The organism is Micromonospora sp. NPDC049201, assembly GCF_055586805.1.
In genome coordinates this window covers 75,860-98,291 of the sequence record NZ_JBVJHM010000013.1, presented here as the reverse complement: position 1 = coordinate 98,291, position 22,432 = coordinate 75,860, and the positions used below count along the sequence as shown (strand labels likewise).

Below are 22,432 nucleotides of genomic sequence, written 5' to 3'. Positions count from 1 at the left end.
CAGGGAGGGACCGTGTCGGCAAGACCCAGTGGTTTCCGGCGGGCAAGTGCGGTGCGAAGGCGGGCAGGGCTGGCGATGAGCCTCGTCCTGACGCTGCTCGCCGCGTTCCTCGTCGTGCCCGGCCCGTCGTACGCGGCGGACGAGACGGAGCCGGGTGAACTCCGGCTCCGGGCGCTTCTCCTGCTGAAGTCGGGCGGCGCCAGTGTGGAGCGAGCGGCGGCGGAGGCGCTCGTCGGGGACGACGACGCGGTCGCCGACTTCCTCGACGAGGGCTACTTCACCGCTCGCCAGCAGGACGACCTGGTCCGGGTCGAGGAGTACGCGGGCCTGGGCGGCCCGACGATGAAGCAGGCGGCGGTGGCCGCGCTGAGCGGTTCCGTCGAGGACCGCCGCGCGTTCCTCAACGGCGGATGGGAGGCCGCCTTCGCCGTCGACGAGCGCATCCGCCTCGGGCAGGTCGTCAACGCCGGTGGGAACGAGGTGAAGCGCGCCGGCCAGGCGGCGCTGAACAGCACCGACGACGCGATCACCGAGTTCCTCCGCACCGGTCAGTACGAGGCCCGGGAGATCGACGACCGGATCCGGATCGGGCAGATCCTCACCGGCGGTGGTCCCTACGTCAGGGCCGGCGCGCAGGCCGCGCTGAACGGCACGGCCGAGGACATCCGGGAGTTCCTGCTGTACGGGCAGCACGTGGCCCGCGCGCGTGACCAGGAGATGCTCACCGTCACCCAGCTCGCCGACCTGTCCCAGGAGGCCGGCCGGCTCGCCGCGCAGGAGACGCTCCAGGCCGAGCAGGCGGCCGACCGTGCGGTGGAGTCCGCCCGGCTGGCGAAGGAGGCCGCGCAGCGTGCCGCGGCCGAGACCGCGGCGGCGAAGGACTCCGCGGAGGACGCGGCGGCGGCGGCTGCGCGTGCCGCGTCCGCCGCCGGTCGCGCCGCCGCGGCGGCGCAACGCGCGATCGGCGCCGCGAACGCCGCGAGTTCCGCGGCGAAGGTCGCCTCGGCGTCCGCCGCGCGTGCCGCGCAGGCGGCGGCGCTCGCCGGGAACGCCGCCTCCCGCGCCAACACGGCGGCCTCGAAGGCGGCGGGGGACGCCACCAAGGCACAACAGGCCCGCGACGCCGCCCGGATCGCCCGGGACGCGGCTAAGCAGGCGCGGAAGGCGGCGGACGCGTCCGAGGCGTCCCAGCGTGCCTCCGTCGCCGCCGGCAACGCCGGCACCGCGGCGGCGAGCGCGGCGGCCAACGCGAAGCTGGCGGCCGACGCGGCCGAGCAGGCGGCCGGTCAGTCGAACGTGTCCGCCGCCGAGGCGGCGCGGGCGCGGGAGGCGGCTGCCCGGGCCCGGGCCAAGGCGGAGGAGTCCCAGCGGGCGGCGAACGCGGCCAGCGCCGAGGCGCGGCGCGCGGCGACCGCGGCCGGCCAGGCGACGACCGCCGCGCGAGCGGCGGCCACCCACGCGGACAACGCCGCCGCGGCGGCCGAGGACGCCGCCGCGCACGCCGGGGAGGCGGCCTACGCGGCGCAGATGGCCACGCAGCACGCGGTCAACGCGATGAAGGCGGCGGAGGACGGGGAGAAGTACGCCAACCAGGCACGGGACGTCGAGACGGCGGCCCGTCAGGCGGACGTCGAGCGGCTGGCGGCCATGACGGCCGAGGGGGTGATGGCCGCCGAGGTCGAGCGCAAGGAGGAGGAGACCCGCCTGGCGCAGGCGGCCTGGGACGAGGCGCAGGAGACCCAGCGGGACGAGGAGACCCGCCGCTGGCTGGCCGAGGCCACCGCGCCGAACGCGCCGGCCGACGTGGTGCTGACCAACGGACGCCGGGTCGCCGTCCGGCTGCTGGCCACCGGGGGGACGTGGACCCGGGCGGCCGCCGAGCGCGCGCTGACCGGTTCGGAGCTGGACGTCCGGGCGTTCCTGACGACCGAGCTGCCGCTGGCCGCCGGACAGGACGACCGGGCGGTGGTCGGCCACCTCGCGGACACCGCGACGAAGCCGGCGGCGAAGACCGCCGCGGTGGCCGCCCTGGCCGGTGACGACGCGCAGGTCCGCGAGTTCCTCCGCACCCGGGCGTACCCGGGCAAGGCCGACGACGACCGGATCCTCATCGGTCAGTTGATCACCACCGGTGGGTCCACCATGAAGACGGCCGCCCAGGCCGCGCTGAACGGGACCGACCAGGACCGGCACGAGTTCCTCCGGTCCGGCCGCTACGACGCGGCGGAGCAGGACGACCGGATCCGGGTCGGTCAGATCATGACCGCGGGTGGCCCGGAGGTGAAGGCCGCGGCGACCATCGCGCTCTCCGGCCCCCGGGCGGCGCTCCGGCACTTCATCGACGCCGGCCAGTACAAGGCCCGTCTCCGGGACGAGGAGACGACGGCGCACGTGGCCAAGGTCCGGGCGCTCGTCGCCGACGCGGCGCGCAACGCGGCCACGGCGCGGGTGGACGCGGCCCGGGCGGCCGAGGCCGCGGCCCGGGCCCGGTCGGCGGCGGCCGAGGCGGCGGAGTACGCCCGGCAGGCGGAGCTGTCGGCCGCGGCCGCGCAGGGCTACGCCGACCAGGCGCAGCAGTCCGCGCTGGCGGCCCAGCAGTCCGCCGCCGCGGCCGCGCAGTCGGCGGCGACCGCCCAGGCCGCGGCGGCCCGGGCCCGCAGCGACGCGCAGGCCGCGCAGCAGTCCGCGGCGGCGGCGACCGTGTCGGAGCGGCGCGCGGCCAACTACGCCGCGGCGGCGCAGCAGTCCGCGGCGCGGGCGAAGGCGTCGGCCGAGGAGGCCGGCCGGAGCGCGGCCGAGGCGCGGCAGGCGGCGACCGAGGCGTTCCAGGCGGTGGTGGCCCTGCAACGTCAGGAGGCCGAGGCGCGGCGTGCGGCCGGTCAGACGGACCCGGGCAGCGTCGAGTGCAACCTCTACATGCACCTGAACCGGATGTGCCACAACCCGTTGCTCGGCGCGCTCGAACGCGGGGACAACTGGTGCACGATCCGGTGGGGCCAGGGTCCGCTCTGCGAGGGCGTGGTCAAGTACTTCGACCAGAAGGACGCCGAGGAGGGCAAGCTCGTCGGGCAGCTCGTGCTGACGATCTGCGGGTTCATCCCCGTGGTGGGGGAGCCGTGCGACGCGGTGGACGCGCTCATCGCCTATCTCGAAGGCGACACGCAGGGCGCGCTGCTGTCGCTCGCCGGGATGATTCCGGTGGTCGGCTGGGTCGGCGGCGGCAAACGCGGCGTGGACCTGCTGCGCGAGCTGTACCAGTTCGGCAGCAAGGCGTGCAAGAAGGCGAGCAGCTTCCTGCCCGGCACGCCGGTGCTGCTGGCCGACGGCAGCCGGAAGCCGATCGAGAAGCTGCGGATCGGTGACCGGGTGCTGGCCACCGATCCGGTCGGGCGGGTGACCGGGGCCAGGGAGATCACCCGGACCATCCAGAGCGAGGGGAAGAAGAACCTCGTCCGGGTCCGGTTGGACGTCGACGGGGCCGCCGGCCGGGCGACCGCGACGGTCACCGCGACCGAGAACCACCCCTTCTGGGTGCCCGCGCGCAACGCCTGGGTGTCCGCCGGTGAGCTGCACCGGGGCGAGTGGCTGCGCACGGCGGCGGGCACGTCGGTGCAGGTCGAGCAGGTCAGCCGCCGTACGGTGACGACCCGGGTGCACAACCTGACCGTCGCCGAGCTGCACACCTACTACGTCGGCGTCGGTCGGACGTCGGCGCTGGTGCACAACACCAGCGCCTGCAAGGTCACCAACACCGGCAAGATGAACGACGTGGAGATCGCCCAGGCGCACGAGCTGGGCAACCACGTCGGCGGCAAGGAGTTCGTGGGGCAGCCGGTGCGGGACACCCCCGGCATCGACGGCTGGCTGGACGGCGTACCGACCAGCCTGAAGGCCACCGACAGCGTCAGCCCGAGCGCGGTGCTCAAGCACCTGTCGAAGGCCGAGTCCCAGCTGCGCAACGCGAACTACCGCGACGCGATCGTCTACGTCCGGGCGGACAAGCTCGACCATGCCCGGTTGCAGAGCTTCATCGAAGGTGGGCCGGCGATCAGGGACATCACCCGGCAGGGCATCGTGAAGGAGGTCTACATCAAGACCGCCACCGGCTGGATCCACTGCCTCGCCGGGTCCTGTAGCTAGGGTTTGCGACATGGCGATCGAGTGGCACCTCCGGGTGAACCGTCGGTTCACCCTCCACGAGGCCGTCGATCTCACCAGCGTCCGGCTGGCCGACCTGCTCGGCCAGCCGGACGCCCCGCCGCCCGTCCGCGTCGTCGAGGCGTCCGCGGAGCGCCGGCGCGGCGGGCCCGGGGTGCCGCTGGCGGGGGACGCTCTGGCCCGCGTCGCCGAACCCGCCGGCCTCGGCGCCGACGTCGACTTCTTTCTCGAGATTCCCGAGTGGCGCGCCGGCGCGCTGCTGAGCCTCAGTGAGTTCCTGCCGGGCGTCGACGACCCGGAGGCGGGGGTGTTCGTCTGGGTGACGTCGCAGCACGATCCCGCCTCCCAGGTGCTGAGCATCGCCGCCTGCGTCGCGTTCGCCGAGTGCGCCGACAGCGAGGTGGTGGACGAGTACGGCTATCTCGCGAAGACCCGGACGAACTCGCCGGAGGCGCTTCTCTACCAGCTCCGGGTGACGTCGCCTGTCGAATCGTTCACCGCCGCGGCGGACCTGGTCCTCAGCCGCACCCGGCTGCGCCGGCGCTGACCACGGCGCCCCTGATCGCGCTGCGCCGGCGTCGTTGCCGACGGAGCGCGATCCCCCGTTCAGGCTCCCGGCGCGGGGCGGCGGTCGGCCGGCGCCGGTCTGACCAGGATCCCTGGCGCGGCCGGCCGGGAGAGCGGTTGCCCGCCGAACTTGCGCAAATCTTGAGCCACGGTCAGTCCAGCCGGCGGTGCATCACCAGCAGGTCGACGTACCCGTCGGTCGGGTGCCGGAACCCCTCCGGCACCCGACCGACCACGTCGAAGCCCAGCGACCGCCACAGGCGTACCGCGCGGGTGTTGCTGGCCACCACGGCGTTGAACTGCATGGCCCGGTAGCCGTCCGCGCGGGCCGCGTCCAGCACGTGTTCGGCGAGCGCCCGGCCGACGCCGCGGCCCTCGGCGGCGGGGGCGACCATGAAGCCGGCGTTGGCCACGTGGTTGCCCGGGCCGGCCTGGTTCGGCGCCAGCCGGGCGGTGCCGAGCACCGTGCCGTCCGGGTCGACCGCGACCAGGGTCCGCCCGGGCGGCGTCGCCATCCACTGCCGGCGGGCCTGCTCCTCGGTGACGTCAGGCGGCCAGGTGTACGTCTCCCCGGCGGCCACGATGTCGTGCAGGAACGGCCAGATCAGCGGCCAGTCGGCTGCCGTCGCGGTACGGATCTCCACCGGTCGAGCATGGCACGCGCGACGTTTGACGTGGCAAACAACGGGTAGTCGCCGAAGCTCACCGGCGAAATCGCGAAGGAGAAGCTCTGATGGATGGCCAGGTCAAGGTCGCGGTGATCTACTACAGCGCGACCGGCATCACCTACCAGATGGCCCGGGCGGCGGTCGAGGCGGCCGAGGAGGCCGGTGCCGAGGTGCGCCTGCGCAAGGTGCGTGAGCTGGCGCCGGACGAGGCGATCCGGTCGAACTCGGGCTGGCAGGCGCACCGGCTGGAGACCCAGGACGTGATGGAGGCCGAGCCGGACGACCTGTCCTGGGCCGACGTCGTGATCATGGGCTCGCCCACCCGGTACGGCATGATCGCCGCCCAGCTCAAGCAGTTCATCGACACCACCGGACCGCTGTGGGCCAACGGCGCGCTGGCCGACAAGATCTACACCGGCTTCACCTCGACCGCGACGTCGCACGGCGGTCAGGAGGCGACGCTGCTGTCGCTCTACACCGTCTTCTACCACTGGGGCGGCGTCGTGGTGACGCCCGGCTACACCGACCAGAGCCAGTTCGTCGCCGGCAACCCGTACGGCGCGTCGCACACCAGCAACAACGGTGAGGTCGCCCCGGACCACGTCGCGTTGGGCGCCACCGCGCTCACCGCCAAGCGGGCCGTGCTGATGGGGGCCGCGCTGAAGCGGGGCATGGCCGGGTGACCGGCCCGCTATGCGGGTGACCGGTGGCCGGACGGGGGCTCTCGAACCCGTCCGGACCACCGGTCGTCCTTCGGCCTACCCGCGATCGGCCCCGCCATGCGCGCTCCGGGCGGGGAACCCGATCGGAGCCGGCGCCGGCGCCGGGTAGGTTGACCGGCGATGGACATTCTCGCTCTGGACCTGGGCACCTCGTCGGTTCGCGGGCTGGTGCTGGACGCGGACGCGGTGCCGCGCCCGGGCGCGCTGGCCCGTCGCAAGGTGCGTCTGGCCACCGGCGACGACGGCGCCGGGACGCTTGACGGCGCCGGCTACCTGGCCTGCCTGGTGGAGTGCCTCGACGAGTTGGCCGCCGGCGGGCACCTGCGGGAGGTCGGGCTGGTGGCGACGTCCGCGCAGTGGCACTCGGTGCTGCCGCTGGCCGCCGACGGCACCCCGTCGGGTCCGGTGCTGACCTGGCTGGACACCCGGCCGACGCCGCCCGTCGGGGGCGCCGGCCCGGCCGACCCGGACGACTACCATCGGCGGACCGGCACCTGGTGGCACCGCTGCTACTGGTCGGTGCGACTGCCGTGGCTGCGGGAACGCGCGGGCGACGTGTCCCCGCGCTTCGTCGGCCTGGCCGAGTACGTCCTCGGCGCGCTGCTCGACGACGCGCCCATGTCGATGTCGCTGGCCTCCGGCACCGGCCTGCTCGACCTGCGCCGCCTGGACTGGGACGCGGAGGCGTGCGCGCTGGCCGGCGTACGCCCGGAACGGCTGCCGTCGCTGGCCCCGGCGGGCTGGCACGGCCGGTTGAACCCGGAGCACGCGCGGCGCTGGCCGCAACTGGCCGAGGCGCGGTGGGCGGCGCCGGTGGGCGACGGCGCGGCGTCCAACGTGGGCTCCGGCTGCGTCGACGGGTCCCGCGCCGCGGTCACCGTCGGCACGTCCGCCGCGGTCCGGGTGATCCAGGCCGTGCCGGTCGGCGCGGAGCTGCCGCCGCTGCCGGACCAGCTCTGGCGGTACCGGGTCGACCACGAGCACGTGGTGACCGGGGCGGCGTACTCCAGCGGCGGGAACCTGTTCGCCTGGGCGAGCCGGGAGTTGCGGCTGCCGGAGGGCGACGAGTTGGAGGCCGCGCTGCGCCGTGCCGGCGACGCCCGGACGCTGCGGGTCAATCCCCGCTTCGGTGGCGACCGGCCGCCGGGCACGTCGCCGGCCGGGTCGGGCGAGTTGGGCGGGTTGAGCTTCGGCACCACCGCAGTCGAACTCCTCGCCGGCCTGATGGGCGGGCTGTGCCGGCTCGTCGCCGACGACCTCGTGCTGCTGGAGGCCGGTGTCGACGACCCGATGGAGGTGGTGCTCGGCGGCGGGGCGCTGACCGCCTCGCCGTGGTGGCGGGCGGCCTTCGCCGAGGCGCTCGTCCCGCGTACGGTGCGGTGGCAGCGCAACCCGGAGATCGGGGCGACCGGCGCCGCGCTGGTGGCCCTGGGGCGGGTCGCGGAGGCGGCCCGCATCGGCGGCGTCGGTGATGTCAGCCGCACGGACGCCGACGACCCGGGCGCCGCCCCGACGCGCTGACCGTCCTGCTCATGCCGTCCGGGCGGGCGTTGACACCGCCCGTCGGCCTGGTTGGATGGATCCCGCTCCCCGGCGTGGTGGAGTCGGACGAGGAGGCAAGTGTGGGCGCAGGTCCCGACCCGGTTCGCGGCGCGGCCCCACCGCCGCACCGGCGGCGCTCCGGGTTCCGGCTGCGGGACTGGCGGCTGAGCACCAAGCTCGCCACGGTGTTGGTGATCCCCTCGGTGGCGTTCCTGGTGCTGGCCGGCGTGCAGACCCGAGGGCTGGTGGGGCAGACCACGACGTTGAGCGACTTCGCCGAGCAGGTCGGCATCGGCCGGCAGATCACCGCCGTGGTCGACCGGCTCCAGCAGGAGCGGGACCGCTCCGCCGGTGAGCTGGCCGCGTTGCGCCGGTCCGGCACCGGCGCCGACCGGGACGCCGCGGTCGCCGCGCTGCGGCCGTTGCAGGCGGCCACCGACCGGGCGGTGGACGAGCTGCGGACCGCGGCCGAGCCGCTGGCCGACGCGGACGCCGCCTGGCGGGTCTCCTACTCGGAGGCGCTGGAGGCGTACGACCAGGTGGTGAACATCCGGGCCGCGGTGCCGCCCGCGGTGCTCTCCGGCGACACCGTGCTCGGCAACTACCACCGGGCCGTCGCGGCGCTGCTCAACCTGCTGGCCGAACCGTCGCCGGGGGACGGGCGGCGGGCGCTGACCGAGGCGGTGCTGCGGTACGTGCAGCTGGCCCGGGTCAAGGAGCTGTCCTCACGGATCCGCGCCGAGCTGTACGCTGCCGCCCGCGCCGGCCGGTACGAGCCGGACGCCCAGGTGACGCTCAGCGACCTGCGGGCCCAGCAGCTCACCGCGTTGGGCGCGTTCCGGGTGGCGGCGACCGCCGACCAGATCCGCCGCTACGACCGGACGTCGGTCGATCCGGCCTTCGTCGCGGCCACCCGGTTGGAGGAGCGGACGCTGCCCACCGGCGAGGCGACGCCGGCGCTGCTGTCCGCGCCGCAGTGGTGGGCGGCCACCGAGCAGCGGCAGGAGCTGTTCCGCCAGTTGGAGAGCGAGATCGTCGACGACGCGGTGGGCCGGGCCGACGACGCGAGCGCCCGGCAGTTGCGCGAGACGCTGCTGGTGGCCGGCGGCATCGTCGCGGTGCTCCTGGTCGCCGTGCTCATCTCCCTGCTGGTGGGCCGGTCGGTGGCCCGGGCCATGCGCCAGTTGCGCGGCCAGGCGTTGCGCATCGCGCAGGTGGAGCTGCCGATGACGCTGGAGCGGCTGCGGGTGGTGGACCGTCCGGTGAACCGCATCGACGTGCCGCCGGCGGTGATCGACTCCCAGGACGAGCTGGGCGAGCTGGCGGAGGCGTTCGTGGCGGTGCACCGCAGCGCGGTGGACGTCGCGGTCGAGCAGGCGATGATGCGCCGCAACGTGAACGCCATGTTCGTCAACCTGGCCCGGCGCAGTCAGGTGCTCGTCGAGCGGCAGTTGGAGCTGCTGGACGACCTGGAGCGTGAGGAGAGCGACCCGGACCAGTTGGAGAACCTGTTCAAGCTGGACCACCTCGCCGCCCGCATGCGCCGCAACGACGAGAGCCTGCTGGTGCTCGCCGGCTCCGAGTCGACCCGGCGGTGGAACCGCCCGGTGGGACTCGGCGCGGTGCTGCTGGCGGCGAGCGCCGAGATCGAGCAGTACCAGCGGGTGCGCCACGAGAACCGTGCCGCCCTGCATGTGGTCGGGCACGCCGTGGGTGACCTGGTGCACCTGTTCGCGGAGCTGCTGGAGAACGCCACCGCGTTCTCCCGGCCGGACACGGCGGTGCGGGTCGTGGTCGGGCCGGACGGATCGGGCGCGTTGGTGGAGATCGTGGACCAGGGGCTCGGCATGAGCCAGGCCGCGCTGGCCGAGGCGAACGCGGTGCTGGCCGCGCCGCCGGCGGCCGACGTGTCCGCCTCCGAGCGGATGGGCCTGTTCGTGGTGAGCCACCTGGGCGCCCGACACGGGGTGCGGGTGCGGTTGCGCGCCGGCCGGGAGGGCCTGGTGACCCAGGTCCGGATCCCGGGCCACCTGCTGGCCGAGGCGCCCGCGCCGGGGCTGGACCCGCCGGTGCCGGCGCGGATGCTGACCGGCCAGGCCGCCGCGGCGTCCCGCGCGCTCGGCGCGGCGACCGCAGAGCTGCCGGTGGCCGGTCGGCACCCGGTGTCGCCGCTGCTCCGGCCGCAGCCGGGTCCGTCGCCGCACTCGGGCCAGTCGCCGCAGCCGGGCCAGTCGCCGCAGCCGGCGCTGCCGGTGTCGCCGTTGACCGGCCGGCCGCTCGGCGACGTGGCGGAGCCGGCACCCGCCGGCCCTCCGGCGCTCGCGCCCGCCGGCCCGCCCCGCGTGGCCCCGCGGCCGGTGCCCGGCCGGGCCGAGGACGTGCTGGCCCCGGCCGTCGGGACGGCGGCCGGCGGCGGCTGGTTCACCCGCCAGGGACCGACGTCGTCGGTGCTCGGTGTGACGCCGGCGCCGGCCCGGACGCCGGTCACCGGGGGGACCAACGAGCGCGGCCTGCCGGTACGCGTGCCGATGGCCCAGCTCGCCGCGGTCTCCTCGCCGGCCGGGCCGGACCGCGCGGCGGTACGGCACGAGCCGGACCCGGAGGCGGTCGGCGGTATGCTGTCCCGCTTCTACGGCGGGGTGCGCCGGGCCGAGGCCGAGGAGACGACCGAGATGTACCTGCCGCGTGACGAAGGGGGACGACGACAGTGACGACGTTGAGCCAGGAGGCACGGGACCTGAGCTGGTTGGTGAACGCGTTCGCCGAGCGGGTTCCGGGTGTGGCGCACGCCGTGGTGGTGTCCTCCGACGGGCTGCTGGTGGCGCTCTCCGCGCACCTGCCGCGGGACCACGCGGACAAGCTCGCCGCGGTGACGTCGGGCCTGATGAGCATCACCGCGGGCGCGGCCCAGATGTTCGACGGTGACGTCGTCAAGCAGACCGTGGTCGAGATGGGTCGCGGCTACTTCCTGGTGATGCAGATCCGGGACGGTTCGATCCTGGCCACGCTGGCCGGCGGTGACGCCGACATCGGCGTGGTCGGCTACGAGATGGCGCGGCTGGCCAAGCAGGCCGGTGAGATGCTCACCCCGGCGCTGCGGGCCGAGCTGCAACAGGCGCTGCCGCGCTGAGCCGGGCCAGGGGCTGCCGCGCTGAGCCGGAACCAGGCGCTCCCGCGTTGACCGGGCGCCCGGCCGGCGACGCCGCCGGCCGGGCCACGCCCGCCTAGAGTCCGTTGCGGCGGATCACGTCGCGGTACCAGTGGGCGCTGCGCTTGAACACCCGCCGCTGGGTCGGGTAGTCCACGTAGATCAGGCCCCAGCGCTCCTCGTACCCCTCGTTCCACTCGAAGTTGTCCATCAGCGACCAGACGTGGTAGCTCTCCAGCGGCACCCCGTCCCGGATGGCCCGGTGGGCGACGGCGAAGTGGTCGCGCAGGAAGGCGACCCGGCCGGCGTCGTCGATGGTGCCGTCCGGGCCGGGGGCGTCCGGGCAGGGCAGGCCGTTCTCGGTGATGGTGATCGGCACCCGGCCGTAGTCGCGGGTGACCCGGGTCAGCGTGTCGTACAGGCCCTCGGGGTAGATCTGCTGCCAGCCGGCCTCGGAGGTGGGCCACTTCTGGATCGTGTCGCCGCTGCCGGTGACGTAGATCGGGGTGTAGTACTGCACCGCGAGCAGGTCCACCGGGCTGGAGATGATCTTCAGGTCGCCGTCCCGGATACCCCGGACCATCCGGCTGCCCGACCCCAGGTCGGCCAGCACGTCCCGCGGGTACTCGCCCTTGAAGACGGAGTCGAGGTAGAGGCGGTTCTCGTAGCCGTCGTAGAGCCGGGCCGCGGCGGCCGCCTCGGCGGTCTCGTCGGCCGGGTAGCAGGGGTGCAGGTTGAGCGCGGGGCCGATGCGTCCGGGCACGCCGGAGGCGCGCAGCGCCTGCACGGCGAGGCCGTGGGCGAGCTGGAGGTGGTGGGCGACCAGGTACGCCGCCGCCGGGTCCCGGTGGCCGGGGGCGTGGTGGCCGGTGAGGTAGCCGTTCTGCACCACGGTCTTCGGCTCGTTGATGGTCAGCCAGACCGGCACCCGCTCGCCGAGCGCGCGGAACACCACGTCGGCGTAGTCGGCGAAGCGCTCGGCGGTGTCCCGGTTCTCCCAGCCGCCGGCGTCCTGGAGCGCCTGGGGGAGGTCCCAGTGGAACAGCGTGGCCATCGGCGCGATGCCGCGCTCGTGCAGGCCGTCCACGATCCGGCGGTAGAAGTCGAGGCCACGCTGGTTCGGGCGGCCGGAGCCGTCGGCCTGGACACGCGGCCAGGAGATGGAGAACCGGTAGCTGCGCAGCCCCAGGTCGCGCATCAGGTCGAGGTCCTGGGCGTACCGGTGGTAGTGGTCGGCCGCGACGTCGCCGGTGTCGCCGTTGCGGGTGCGTCCCGGGGTGCGGCTGAAGGTGTCCCAGACGGACTCACCCCGCCCGTCCTCCTTGGCGGCCCCCTCGATCTGGTACGCGGAGGTCGCCGCGCCCCAGCCGAAGTTGGGCGGGAAGCGCAGCCCGCGGTCCGGCTCCGAGTCGGTGCGCCGCTCGGGTGGGCTGTCGCAGCCACCGAGGGCGGTGGTGGCGGCGACCCCGGCCGCGGTGGCACCGGCGAGCCCGGTCCGGACCGCGCCGGCGGCGCTCGCGGACAGGGCAGCGCGGCGGAGCAGGCGCCGTCGGGTGAGTAACGACATGAGGCTTCTCCTCGAAGTGACGGGCCGCCCGGGGCCGGGAGCGCTCCCAGCATAGGCCGGAGGCGGCCGGCCTCGAATCCGGCGGTCGCGGCGCGGGCGGCGGCGCGGCCGGCGGGCGGCCGGAATGGGGTGGGCGGGTGTCGCTCGGGGGCTGGGGCGAGCGGCGAGAGTGGGGCAGATAGCGAGAAAGGCCGTCCGGGTGGCGTGTCACGCCTGTCCCGTCGGCCTCTTTTGCCGTCGACAACGGGGGTTTAGTGTGGGGACGGGGGAGGGCAACCCCCGTCCCCACCGAGATGCACACACGCACGATTGGGAATTGGCGTCCGTCGTGCGTGTCGCGCGGGAGCCGGGCCACGCGAGTGGCTCTGGTTCCACCTCCCTCCGTCTGGCGGGTGAGGGCCGGCGGCGGCGTCCGGGCTGGTTCGCCGCCGGCCACTGGGCCGGTAGCCGGGCACGGGTGTCCCCGGCGCTTCAGTAACTTACATGTCCGTCGATGGAAGCGCTCCCATCGGCGATGCTGCGACTGTAACGCCCGTCACGGCTTTGTGAAAGCCCCTAAACGAGATCGAAACATGGACGTGGGTATCTGCCCTGGACATTGTGGTGGGAGCGCTTCCATGGCACACTCTCGTCACGCGACGAGGAGCCAGATCTCGCGAGCGCGGGCCGCCGAGGGCACCCGGACATCCGGTGCGGCGCCCGATTCCCGGCACGACCGGGACGACCACCTTTCCGGACGCCTCCGTCCCCCCGCGTACGCCCGTCGACGCGTGGAGGCGCCCTGCCGGGGCCCCGGCCCCGGCCCGGTCCGAGGAGACACCGCCCACATGAGACTCATGGCCAGACGTCGCCGCACGGCGATGCTCGCCGCCACCGCCCTCGCCATCGGCGGGGTGACCCTGCCCGCGAGTGCCGCCCAGGCCGCTCCCGCCTGCGACGTGACCTACGCGACCAGCGACTGGAGCACCGGGTTCACCGCCACCGTCACCATCAAGAACCTGGGTGACGCGCTGAACAACTGGTCGCTGAAGTTCGCGTTCCCGAACAGCAGCCAGCGTGTGACGCAGGGCTGGTCGGCCAAGTGGAGCCAGAGCGGCAGCGACGTGACCGCGACCAACGAGTCGTGGAACGGCAGCCTGCCCACCGGCGCGTCCACCAGCATCGGCTTCAACGGCACGTTCAGTGGCAGCAACCCGAAGCCGACCGCGTTCACGCTCAACGGGGTCGCCTGCAACGGCGCCCCCAGCAACCAGCCGCCGTCGGTCTCCCTCGGCGTGCCGGCGGGTCCGTTCACGGCGCCGGCGGACGTTCCGCTGACCGCCACCGCGAGTGACGCCGACGGCACCATCAGCAAGGTCGAGTTCTACCGCAACGGCCTGCTGGTCAACACCGACACCACCGCCCCGTACGGCTACGACCTGCTGAGCCTGCCGGCCGGCAGCTACACCGTGCAGGCCAAGGCGTACGACAACGCCGGCGGCACCGCGATCGCGGAGAAGTCGTTCACGGTCGGCGCGGCCACCGGGCCGAGGCTGGTCGCCACCCCGTCGGCGGTCAGCGTCGACGAGGGCGGCAGCGCCACCGTCCGGTACACGCTCAGCGCGGCGCCCACCGCCAACGTGCCGGTGACGCTCGCGGTCACCGGGGACAGCGACGTCACCGTCTCGCCGGCCTCGCTCACGCTCACCCCGAGCAACTGGAGCACCGGCGTCACCGCCACCGTCTCCGCGGCGGAGGACGCCGACACGGTCGGCGGCACCGCCACCATCGCCGCGTCGGCAACCGGTGTCGCGGGGGTCTCGGTGGTCGCCACCGAGATCGACAACGACTCCCCGGGCGGCGACAACGCCTACATCAAGAAGTTCCTCGACCAGTACGGCAAGATCAAGAACTCGGGTTACTTCAGCCCCGAGGGCGTGCCGTACCACTCGGTCGAGACGCTGATCGTGGAGGCGCCCGACCACGGGCACGAGACCACCTCCGAGGCGTTCAGCTTCTGGATCTGGTTGGAGGCGCAGTACGGCCGCGTCACCCAGAACTGGAGCCCGTTCAACAACTCGTGGACGGTGATGGAAAAATACATCATTCCCAGCCACGCGGATCAGCCCACGGCGGGCTCGGCGGGCACCCCGCAGTACGCCGCCGAGTACAACCTGCCCAGCCAGTACCCCTCGGCGCTGAACCCGAGCATCCCGGTCGGGCAGGACCCGCTGCGTTCGGAGCTCCAGTCCACCTACGGCACCGGCGACATCTACGGCATGCACTGGCTGATGGACGTCGACAACACCTACGGCTTCGGTCGCTGCGGCGACGGCACCACCAAGCCGGCCTACATCAACACGTTCCAGCGGGGCACCCAGGAGTCGGTGTGGGAGACCGTGCCGCAGCCGTCCTGCGACACGTTCAAGCACGGCGGCCAGTACGGCTACCTCGACCTGTTCGTCAAGGACACCGGCGCCCCGGCCAAGCAGTGGAAGTACACCAACGCGCCGGACGCCGACGCGCGCGCCGTGCAGGCCGCGTACTGGGCCCTGACCTGGGCCAAGGCGCAGGGCAAGGAGGCCGACGTGGCGGCCACCGTGGCCAAGGCCGCCAAGATGGGCGACTACCTGCGCTACGCGATGTTCGACAAGTACTTCAAGAAGATCGGCAACTGCGTCGGCGCGTCCACCTGCCCGGCCGGCAGCGGCCGTGACTCGGCGCACTACCTGATGTCCTGGTACTACGCCTGGGGCGGCGCGTACGACACGTCGCAGAACTGGTCGTGGCGGATCGGTTCCAGCCACAACCACTTCGGCTACCAGAACCCGCTCGCGGCCTGGGCGCTGACCAACGTGCCGGAGCTCAAGCCGAAGTCGTCCACCGCGGTCTCCGACTGGACCAAGAGCTTCGAACGGCAGCTCGAGTTCTACACCTGGCTCCAGTCCGCCGAGGGCGGCATCGCCGGCGGCGCCACCAACAGCTGGGACGGCAGCTACGCCCAGCCGCCGGCCGGCACCGCCACCTTCTACGGCATGTTCTACGACGTCGACCCGGTCTACAACGACCCGCCGTCGAACCAGTGGTTCGGCATGCAGGCCTGGTCGATGCAGCGCATCGCCGAGCTGTACCTGCAGACCGGCAACGCCAAGGCCAAGGCGCTGCTGGACAAGTGGGTCCCGTGGGCGATCGCGAACACCACCACGGGCGCCAACTGGTCCATCCCGTCGGACATGAAGTGGACCGGCCAGCCGGCCAACTGGAACCCGAGCAGCCCGCAGCCGAACACCAACCTGCACGTCGAGGTGACGGTCAAGGGTCAGGACGTCGGCGTCGCCGCCGCCTACGCCCGCACGCTCATCGCGTACGCGGCCAAGTCCGGCAACACCGCGGCGAAGAACACCGCCAAGGGCCTGCTGGACGCGCTCTCGGCGGCCGCCGACAGCAAGGGCGTCTCGATGCCGGAGAAGCGCGGCGACTACAAGCGTTTCGACGACGTCTACAACGCCACCGACGGTCAGGGTCTCTACGTCCCGCCGGGCTGGACCGGGAAGATGCCGAACGGCGACGCGATCGCCGCCGGCAAGAGCTTCCTGGACATCCGGTCCTTCTACAAGAACGACCCGGACTGGCCGAAGGTGCAGGCGTACCTGGACGGTGGCGCCGAGCCGGTCTTCAACTACCACCGGTTCTGGGCGCAGGCGGACGTCGCCATGGCGTACGCCGACTACGGGACCTACTTCCCGCAGGGATGAGATGACGACTCCTCCGTGGGCGGGTGAGGCCCCGCCCACGGAGGAGGTCGACCCGGCCGATGGGGGAACGGAGCGGCCGGGTCGGCGGACGGCCTGACGCCCACGGTCAGGCCGGGTGGGCCGGCCGTCCGGCCGACGCAGCGGACGGACCGGCCCACCACTCCGCCCGGGGCGACCCATGGCGCGAAAAGGCACCGAAAAATCAGCGCTCCACGGGATCACATCCGTGGCGCGGACGGAGTAACGTATTTGTCGGAGAGGCCGCTCCCCCCGTGGCGGCCTCTCCACTATTTTTTTGCCCGGCCTCCACCGCGCGCCGCACCGGCCCGACCGCTAAGTTGTCCGGGTGCGGGAGACGGCGAGGGGTTGGACGGCGGTCTGGTTGGTCGTACTGGCCTTGGTCCAGACGGCCGCGTTTCTGGTGGTGTGGCGGTTCGCCGTGCACACCGAGCTGGGGCAGTGGCTCGACACGGTCGCCCTGACCGGCAACCAGATCGGCCAGGACCGGGTCGACGGGCCGGTTGACACCATCCTCAACGCCATGTCGGTGGTGTCGTTGCTGGCCGCGACCGCGGTGATCGGCTTCATCGCGCTGATCCGGGGCCGCAAGGCGCTCGCCGTCACCGCCACGCTGCTGATCGCCGGCGCGAACGCCAGCACCCAGGTGCTCAAGTACGTCATCACCCGACCCGAGTTCGGTGTCGACCCGGAGCGGGCCGCCGCCGGCAACAGCCTGCCCAGCGGGCACACCACGATCGCGGCCTCGGTGGCGGTCGCGCTGATCCTGGTGCTGCCCCGGCAGTTGCGGGTCGCGGGCGCGTTCCTCGGCACCGGCTACGCCGCCGCCGCCGGGGTGGCCACGCTCTCCGCCGGCTGGCACCGACCCAGCGACGCGGTCGCCGCGTACCTGCTGGTCGGCGCCTGGGCCGCGGTGGCCGGGCTGGTGTTGCTGGTCTTCCAGCGGGAGCGGGCCGTGGTGGAGCCCGGCGACGCGCACCGGCTGGCCGCCGCCGTGCTCGGGGTCGGCGGCGCGGTGGCGCTGCTGGCCTCCGCGGTGGCGTTGTCCTGGCTGGTGGACCGGTCCACCGTCGCCGTCGAGGAGCTCGGCCGCCGTCCGCTGTTCATCGGGTACGCGGGCAGCGCGGCCGGCATCGCCGGCACGATCGCCGTGGTGGCCGCGTTGGTGCTCGCCCTGGTGCACCGGCTGGTGCCCCGCTGGAAGGGCTGACGCGCCGGGATGGACCCGGTACGGGCCGCGTTCCGCGACGAGTGCGAGCGGCTGGAACGGGTTCTGCGCGGGCTCGACGAGGCGGCGCTGGACCGGCCCACCCCGTGCCCGCCGTGGCGGGTCCGGGACCTGCTGGCCCACGTGAGCACCGGCGCCGGCCGGCTGGCCGGGATGCTGGCCGAGCCCGCGCCGCCCCGGGCCGAGGTGACCGCCGCCGGGTACTTCGACGCGGCCAAGTTCGCCCCCGCGATCGACCGGGACCGGATCGACGGGGCCCGGGCGGCGGCCCGGGAACTGCCCGGCGCGGCCGACGTGGCCCGGGAGTTCGGGCGGGCCTGGCGGGCCACGGACGCGGCGGTGGCCGCCGAGCCGCCCGACCGGGTCCGCACCCGGCACGGTGACGCGATGACGGTGACCGAGTTCCTGCGTACCCGCGTGGTGGAGCTCGCGGTGCACGGCCTCGACCTGGCCGACGCGCTGGACCGGCCGCCCTGGACGGCCCCGAGCGCGGCGGCCGTGACGGTCGACGTGCTCACCGCCGGGCGGCCGGTGCCGGACCGGCTCGGCTGGGACGCGCTCACGGTGCTGCGCAAGGCCACCGGCCGGCTGCCGCTGACCGACCCGGAGCGGGCGGCGCTGGCGGCGGCCGGCATCCGTCGACTCGCCTTCGGCGGCTGAGCCGGTCGACCGATCGCCGACGCCGGTCAGCCGGTCCCGTCGGCGGCCGGGTCAGCCGGTCGCGGGCGCCGGCCCGTCGGCACCCGACCGGTCGGCCGCGCCGCGTCGCAGGTGGTCCAGCACGATCGGGTCGATCCGGCCCGGCACGAAGCGCTCCTCCAGGTTCTCCAGGCCGGACCAGGCGGCGAGCGCGTCGTCCAGGCCGGCCGGGCCGACCGGGTGCCCGGCGGCGGCGAGCAACTCCGCCACCTCGACGGCGAGCGGCCCGGTGAGGTCGCGCAGAGTGGCCGGGTCGGGCCGACCGAAGATCATGGTGTGCAGGCCGAGCAGGCGGCGCAGCTCGGCGACCGGGTCCGGATGGTCGTCCACCCGCAGGTCCACCAGTTCGTCGCCGGTGCCGGCGTACCCGCCGTGGCGCTGCACCACCAGCAACGCGGCGCTCTGCCGGCCGCGCCGGTCACCGCCGGCCCGGTCGCCGGCGGTCAACGCGGCCAGCAGCCGCTGCGGGAACGGCAGATCGACGCCGGTGAGCCAGGCGTCGCGCAGCGCGTCGATCACCTGCGGGCCGCTCAGGATGTTGCCCTGCGCGGCCCAGCCGTCGCCGGCCTGGCCACCCGCCCAGGGATGACAGCGCGGCCCGGTCCAGGTGGCCCCGGCGCCGGCGGCGCCGACCACGGCGAGCTGCCGGTCGTCCCGCCCCGGGTCGGCGGCGACCAGCCCGGCCACCGTGTCGGCGGCGGTGACGCCGGTGCGCAGCAGCGCGAGCGCCTGCGCCCGGTAGGCGAGGTTGGCGTGCGCCTGGGTGGCGACCGCCCCGACCCGTGCCTCGGCGGCCGGCACCAGCGCCCCGGCGGCGAGGAACCGGCTGGCCACGGCCACACCGTGCAGGTGCCCGTCGGCGGATCGGGCGACGAGCGAGAACGTCACGCGCGGATCGTAGCCCGGCGGCGGGCGCGGCGTCGGCACACCGCCGGGAGGCGGCGGACGCGGCCGGCACGGCGACGCGGGCGGTCGAACAGCGGTGCGGACGCGGTCAGAACAGCGGTGCGGACCCGGTCAGAACGGCGGTGCGGGCGCCTCCGGCGGGCGGCCCCACGCGCGCCGGAGGTCGGCCACCGCCACCGCCACCGCCACCACGACCGCGTACCCGGCCGCCACCAGCAGCGGGACGCGCACCAGCAACGGCACGGGCAGCAGCAGCGCGACGATCGCCACCAGCCGGGACGGGGAGACCCGGCCGAACACCTCGTACTCGAAGCGGGCCCGGCCGGCCAGGAACAGCGCCGGCCCGCCCAGCACCATGGCGAGCCACGCCAGCTCGTTGTGCCCGCCGGGGTGCTCGACGGCCAGCTCGTAGCCGATCGCGGTGGCCACCACCCCGACCACCATCACCAGGTGGGTGTCGGAGGCGGAACGGCCGATGGTGGCCGGGTGCTCGGCCCCGGTCACCGCCTCGCCCAGGATCTGCCCGGCCCGCTGCACGTAGATCCGCCACAGCAGCACGGACGTCGCCAGGGCGGCCGAGAACGCGCCGATGCTCTGCGAGCCGCCCGGCGAGCGGGTGAACGTCAGGCCGGCGACCAGGATCGTCTCGCCGATCGCCACGAGGAAGATCTGCTGGTACCGCTCGGCCAGGTGCCGGCCGTGGATGTCCCAGCGCGAGATGGTCGAGCGGCCCAGCCCCGGCACCGGCCAGCCGAACCGGTTGCCGAGATACTCCACCACCAACGCGGCGCTCCAGAGCACCACCCGGGGGTTGGTGGGCAGTACCGCGCCGGCGAGCCAGAGCACCCCGGACACGACGTACGTGATCAGCATCCGCAGCTTCAGCCGGCGGTACCGGATCCGGCGCAGCACCAGCAGGAGGATCGCCGAACGGCCGACGTTCGCCACCACGTAGGCGACGGCGAACGCCAGGCCGCCCCCGCTGAACGCGCGGGGGATCGCCACCCCCATCACCATCGCCGACACCAGGGCGGTGATCACGATGACCTGCAACCACAGGTGGTACGGGTCGTAGCGGCTGGTGGTCCACGCGGTGCCCTGCCAGAGCATCCAGAGCGCGATCAGCAGCAGCAACGTCTTCCCGCCGCCGGTCACCGCCGACCAGGTGTTCTTGCCGCCCTCCAGCGCCAGGTCCTCGAAGGCGCGCGCGGAGATCCGGGTCAGCGCGAACACGTAGACCAGGTCGAAGAACAGCTCCAGGAACGTGGCCCGGTCGCCGTCGCCGTCGTCCGCGCGCAGCGCGGCGGGCTCGGCGACCCTCACCGCCGTGCCCCGCCCGCGATCGCGTCCACCTGGCAGTCGTAACACCCCCACCGGCCGCGGCGGCGCGGATCGGTCGGATCGCCCCCGATCTTGCTCCGGCGGTGCCGGGCGGGCACGATCGACGGGTGACGAAACGATGGGGTATGACCGTGCCGCTGGGCGGCGTGCCGCTCGCCGAGCACGCCGAGGTCTACGCGACGCTGGAGCGGGCCGGGTTCACCGACGTCTGGTCGTCGGAGGTGGCCGGGACGGACGCGTTCACCCCGCTCGCGCTCGCCGCCGCCTGGACGCCCCGGCTGCGCCTCGGCACTGCGATCACCCCGGTCTTCACCCGGGGGCCGGCGCTGCTGGCGATGAGCGCCGCCGCGCTGGCCGAGGCCGCGCCGGGCCGCTTCGCGCTGGGCGTCGGCGCGTCCTCGCCGGCGCTGGTGCGGGACTGGAACGCGGTGCCGTTCGACGAGCCGTACCGGCGGACCCGGGACGTGCTGCGCTTCCTGCGGGCGGCGCTGCGCGGCGAGACCGTCGACGGGGCGTACGACACGTTCACGGTCCGACGGTTCACCCTGGAACGCCCGCCGGCCGTGCCACCGCCGGTGCTGCTGGCCGCGCTGCGCCCCGGCATGCTGCGGCTCGCCGCCGCCGAGGCCGACGGGGTGATCCTGAACTGGCTCGCCGCCGACGACGTGCCGACCGCGCTCGCCGAGCTGGGAGAGCGCCGCCCCGGCTTCGAGGTCGCCGCCCGGATCTTCGTCTGCCCCACCGAGGACGCCGGGTACGCCCGCGCGTTGGGCCGCCGCCTGATCACCGGCTATCTCACCGTGCCCGCGTACGCCGCCTTCCACCGCTGGCTGGGCCGGCAGGAGACGCTCGGCGAGATGTGGCGGGCCTGGGCGGCGGGGGACCGGCGCGGTGCCGCCGCCGCGGTGCCCGACGAGGTTGTCGACGCGCTGATCCTGCACGGGTCACCCGAGCGGTGCGTGGCCGCCGCCCGCCGGTACGCCGCGCACGGCGTCGACGTGCCGGTGCTGGCGGTGCTGCCCACCCCGGAGACGACCGAGGGCGGCGCGACGGCCTGGGCCGACCTGCTGCCCCGGCTCGGGGCCGGCGCCGAGGACGGGAGCTGAGATGAACCTGACCGACCGGGTGGTGGTGATCACCGGCGGGGCCGGTGGCATCGGCGCGGCGCTGGGCCGCCGCTTCGTCGCCGAGGGCGCCGCCGCCGTGGTGCTCGCCGACCTGGCCGCCGACGCGGCCCGCGCGGCGGCCGACGCGATCGGCCCGGTGGCCGCCGGCGTCGGGCTGGACGTCACCGACGAGGCGGCGGTCCGCGCGCTCGTCGACGAGACCGAACGCCGCCACGGCCGGATCGACCTGTTCTGCGCCAACGCGGGCGTCGCCACCGGCGGCGGCCTCGACGCGCCCGACGCGGACTGGGACCGGGCCTGGCGGGTCAACGTGCTCGGCCACCTGCACAGCGCCCGGGCGGTGCTGCCCGGGATGCTGCGCCGGGGCCAGGGCCACCTGCTGCTCACCTGCTCGGCCGCCGGCCTGCTGACCGCCGTCGGGGACGCGCCCTACACCGCCACCAAGCACGCGGCGGTCGGCCTCGCCGACTGGCTGGCCATCACCTACCGGGACGCCGGCATCCGGGTCAGCGCGCTCTGCCCGCAGGGCGTGGACACCCCGATGCTCGCCGACGGGCTCGTCGAGGGACATCTCGGCGCCCGGGTGATCGCCGCGTCCGGCGCGATCCTCACCCCCGACCAGGTCGCCGACGCGGTCGTCGCCGGGCTGGCCGAGGAACGGTTCCTCATCCTGCCCCACCCGGAGGTCGCCGACTACGCCCGCCGCCGCGCCGAAGACCCGGACGGCTGGCAGGCCGGCCTGCGCAAACTCGTCCGCAAGCTGCGCGCCGCCGACTCCTGACCGGCCCGCGCCGGGCCCGGCCCGGCCCGGCCCGGCCCGGCCCGGTCCGCCGCCGCCCGTCGCCTACCGCCGCCCGCCGCCGCCCGTCGCCGTGCGCCCGTGGCACCGGAAGTCTCCATCGTGGGCCCTTTCGAGCTGAGTCGTTGGTGATATCGCGCCGGTCCCGGCCGGTGCTCACCGATCAGGCGTCCGTGTTGCCCGCCCGGAGCCGGTCACGTCCGACGGG

At 74.5% G+C, this 22,432-nt stretch carries 15 protein-coding genes; 11 read left to right on the top strand and 4 right to left on the bottom strand.

Going from position 1 to position 22,432, the window contains the following annotated elements; translation table 11 throughout:
- Positions 1-75 precede the first annotated feature (75 nt).
- On the top strand, positions 76-4,140 hold the full coding sequence (locus tag ACZ6O5_RS26080; RefSeq protein ID WP_465980360.1) for a polymorphic toxin-type HINT domain-containing protein: 4,065 nt from the start codon (positions 76-78) through the stop codon (positions 4,138-4,140).
- Between the two features lie 10 nt (positions 4,141-4,150).
- Entirely contained in the window at positions 4,151-4,705 is a 555-nt protein-coding gene (locus ACZ6O5_RS26075) for a hypothetical protein (protein ID WP_465980359.1), read from the top strand.
- A gap of 172 nt (positions 4,706-4,877) precedes the next feature.
- On the opposite strand, the gene ACZ6O5_RS26070 is transcribed toward ACZ6O5_RS26075, so the two are convergent.
- On the bottom strand, positions 4,878-5,369 hold the full coding sequence (locus ACZ6O5_RS26070; RefSeq protein ID WP_465980358.1) for a GNAT family N-acetyltransferase: 492 nt from the start codon (positions 5,367-5,369) through the stop codon (positions 4,878-4,880).
- An 89-nt stretch (positions 5,370-5,458) separates the two neighbouring features.
- Here ACZ6O5_RS26070 and wrbA point away from each other — a divergent pair, with 89 nt between their 5' ends.
- From wrbA to ACZ6O5_RS26050, 4 genes are all read left to right on the top strand, one after another.
- Positions 5,459-6,076 carry an NAD(P)H:quinone oxidoreductase gene (wrbA, locus tag ACZ6O5_RS26065; protein WP_465980357.1) on the top strand — a complete coding sequence of 206 codons (618 nt, stop codon included), beginning with the start codon at positions 5,459-5,461 and terminating at the stop codon, positions 6,074-6,076.
- Between the two features lie 159 nt (positions 6,077-6,235).
- Complete coding sequence (locus ACZ6O5_RS26060; protein ID WP_465980356.1) at positions 6,236-7,636, top strand: FGGY family carbohydrate kinase; 1,401 nt, start codon at positions 6,236-6,238, stop codon at positions 7,634-7,636.
- Positions 7,637-7,737: 101 nt separating this feature from the next.
- A complete protein-coding gene (locus ACZ6O5_RS26055) occupies positions 7,738-10,368 on the top strand; it encodes a sensor histidine kinase (RefSeq protein WP_465980355.1) in 2,631 nt (876 codons plus the stop codon).
- Positions 10,365-10,787 carry a roadblock/LC7 domain-containing protein gene (locus ACZ6O5_RS26050; protein WP_431932108.1) on the top strand — a complete coding sequence of 141 codons (423 nt, stop codon included), beginning with the start codon at positions 10,365-10,367 and terminating at the stop codon, positions 10,785-10,787. Before ACZ6O5_RS26055 ends, ACZ6O5_RS26050 begins: the two co-directional genes overlap by 4 nt.
- A 94-nt stretch (positions 10,788-10,881) precedes the next feature.
- Here ACZ6O5_RS26050 and ACZ6O5_RS26045 read toward each other — a convergent pair whose 3' ends face one another.
- Complete coding sequence (locus ACZ6O5_RS26045; RefSeq protein WP_465980354.1) at positions 10,882-12,372, bottom strand: GH1 family beta-glucosidase; 1,491 nt, start codon at positions 12,370-12,372, stop codon at positions 10,882-10,884.
- Positions 12,373-13,208: 836 nt separating this feature from the next.
- Here ACZ6O5_RS26045 and ACZ6O5_RS26040 point away from each other — a divergent pair.
- The 3 genes from ACZ6O5_RS26040 (at position 13,209) to ACZ6O5_RS26030 (ending at position 18,012) form a co-directional block, all read left to right on the top strand.
- Positions 13,209-16,106: a glycoside hydrolase family 48 protein gene (locus tag ACZ6O5_RS26040; RefSeq protein WP_465980432.1), complete on the top strand. Its 2,898-nt coding sequence runs from the start codon at positions 13,209-13,211 to the stop codon at positions 16,104-16,106.
- Between the two features lie 346 nt (positions 16,107-16,452).
- A complete protein-coding gene (locus ACZ6O5_RS26035; RefSeq protein WP_465980353.1) occupies positions 16,453-17,334 on the top strand; it encodes a phosphatase PAP2 family protein in 882 nt (293 codons plus the stop codon).
- Positions 17,335-17,343: 9 nt separating this feature from the next.
- On the top strand, positions 17,344-18,012 hold the full coding sequence (locus tag ACZ6O5_RS26030; RefSeq protein ID WP_465980352.1) for a maleylpyruvate isomerase N-terminal domain-containing protein: 669 nt from the start codon (positions 17,344-17,346) through the stop codon (positions 18,010-18,012).
- Between the two features lie 51 nt (positions 18,013-18,063).
- Here ACZ6O5_RS26030 and ACZ6O5_RS26025 read toward each other — a convergent pair whose 3' ends face one another.
- Together ACZ6O5_RS26025 and ACZ6O5_RS26020 are read right to left on the bottom strand one after the other, a co-directional pair.
- The gene (locus ACZ6O5_RS26025) at positions 18,064-18,939 is read right to left on the bottom strand and encodes a DUF1028 domain-containing protein (protein WP_465980351.1); all 876 of its coding nucleotides are present in this window, start codon (positions 18,937-18,939) and stop codon (positions 18,064-18,066) included.
- 129 nt (positions 18,940-19,068) lie between these two features.
- Positions 19,069-20,280 carry a low temperature requirement protein A gene (locus ACZ6O5_RS26020; RefSeq protein WP_465980350.1) on the bottom strand — a complete coding sequence of 404 codons (1,212 nt, stop codon included), beginning with the start codon at positions 20,278-20,280 and terminating at the stop codon, positions 19,069-19,071.
- 143 nt (positions 20,281-20,423) lie between these two features.
- On the opposite strand from ACZ6O5_RS26020, the gene ACZ6O5_RS26015 reads away from it, so the two are divergent.
- Both ACZ6O5_RS26015 and ACZ6O5_RS26010 read left to right on the top strand, forming a co-directional pair.
- Positions 20,424-21,404 (top strand): LLM class F420-dependent oxidoreductase, encoded by a 981-nt coding sequence (locus tag ACZ6O5_RS26015; RefSeq protein ID WP_465980431.1) that lies wholly within the window; start codon positions 20,424-20,426, stop codon positions 21,402-21,404.
- A 1-nt stretch (position 21,405) separates the two neighbouring features.
- Positions 21,406-22,206: an SDR family oxidoreductase gene (locus ACZ6O5_RS26010; protein WP_465980349.1), complete on the top strand. Its 801-nt coding sequence runs from the start codon at positions 21,406-21,408 to the stop codon at positions 22,204-22,206.
- The last annotated feature ends 226 nt before the right edge of the window (positions 22,207-22,432 follow it).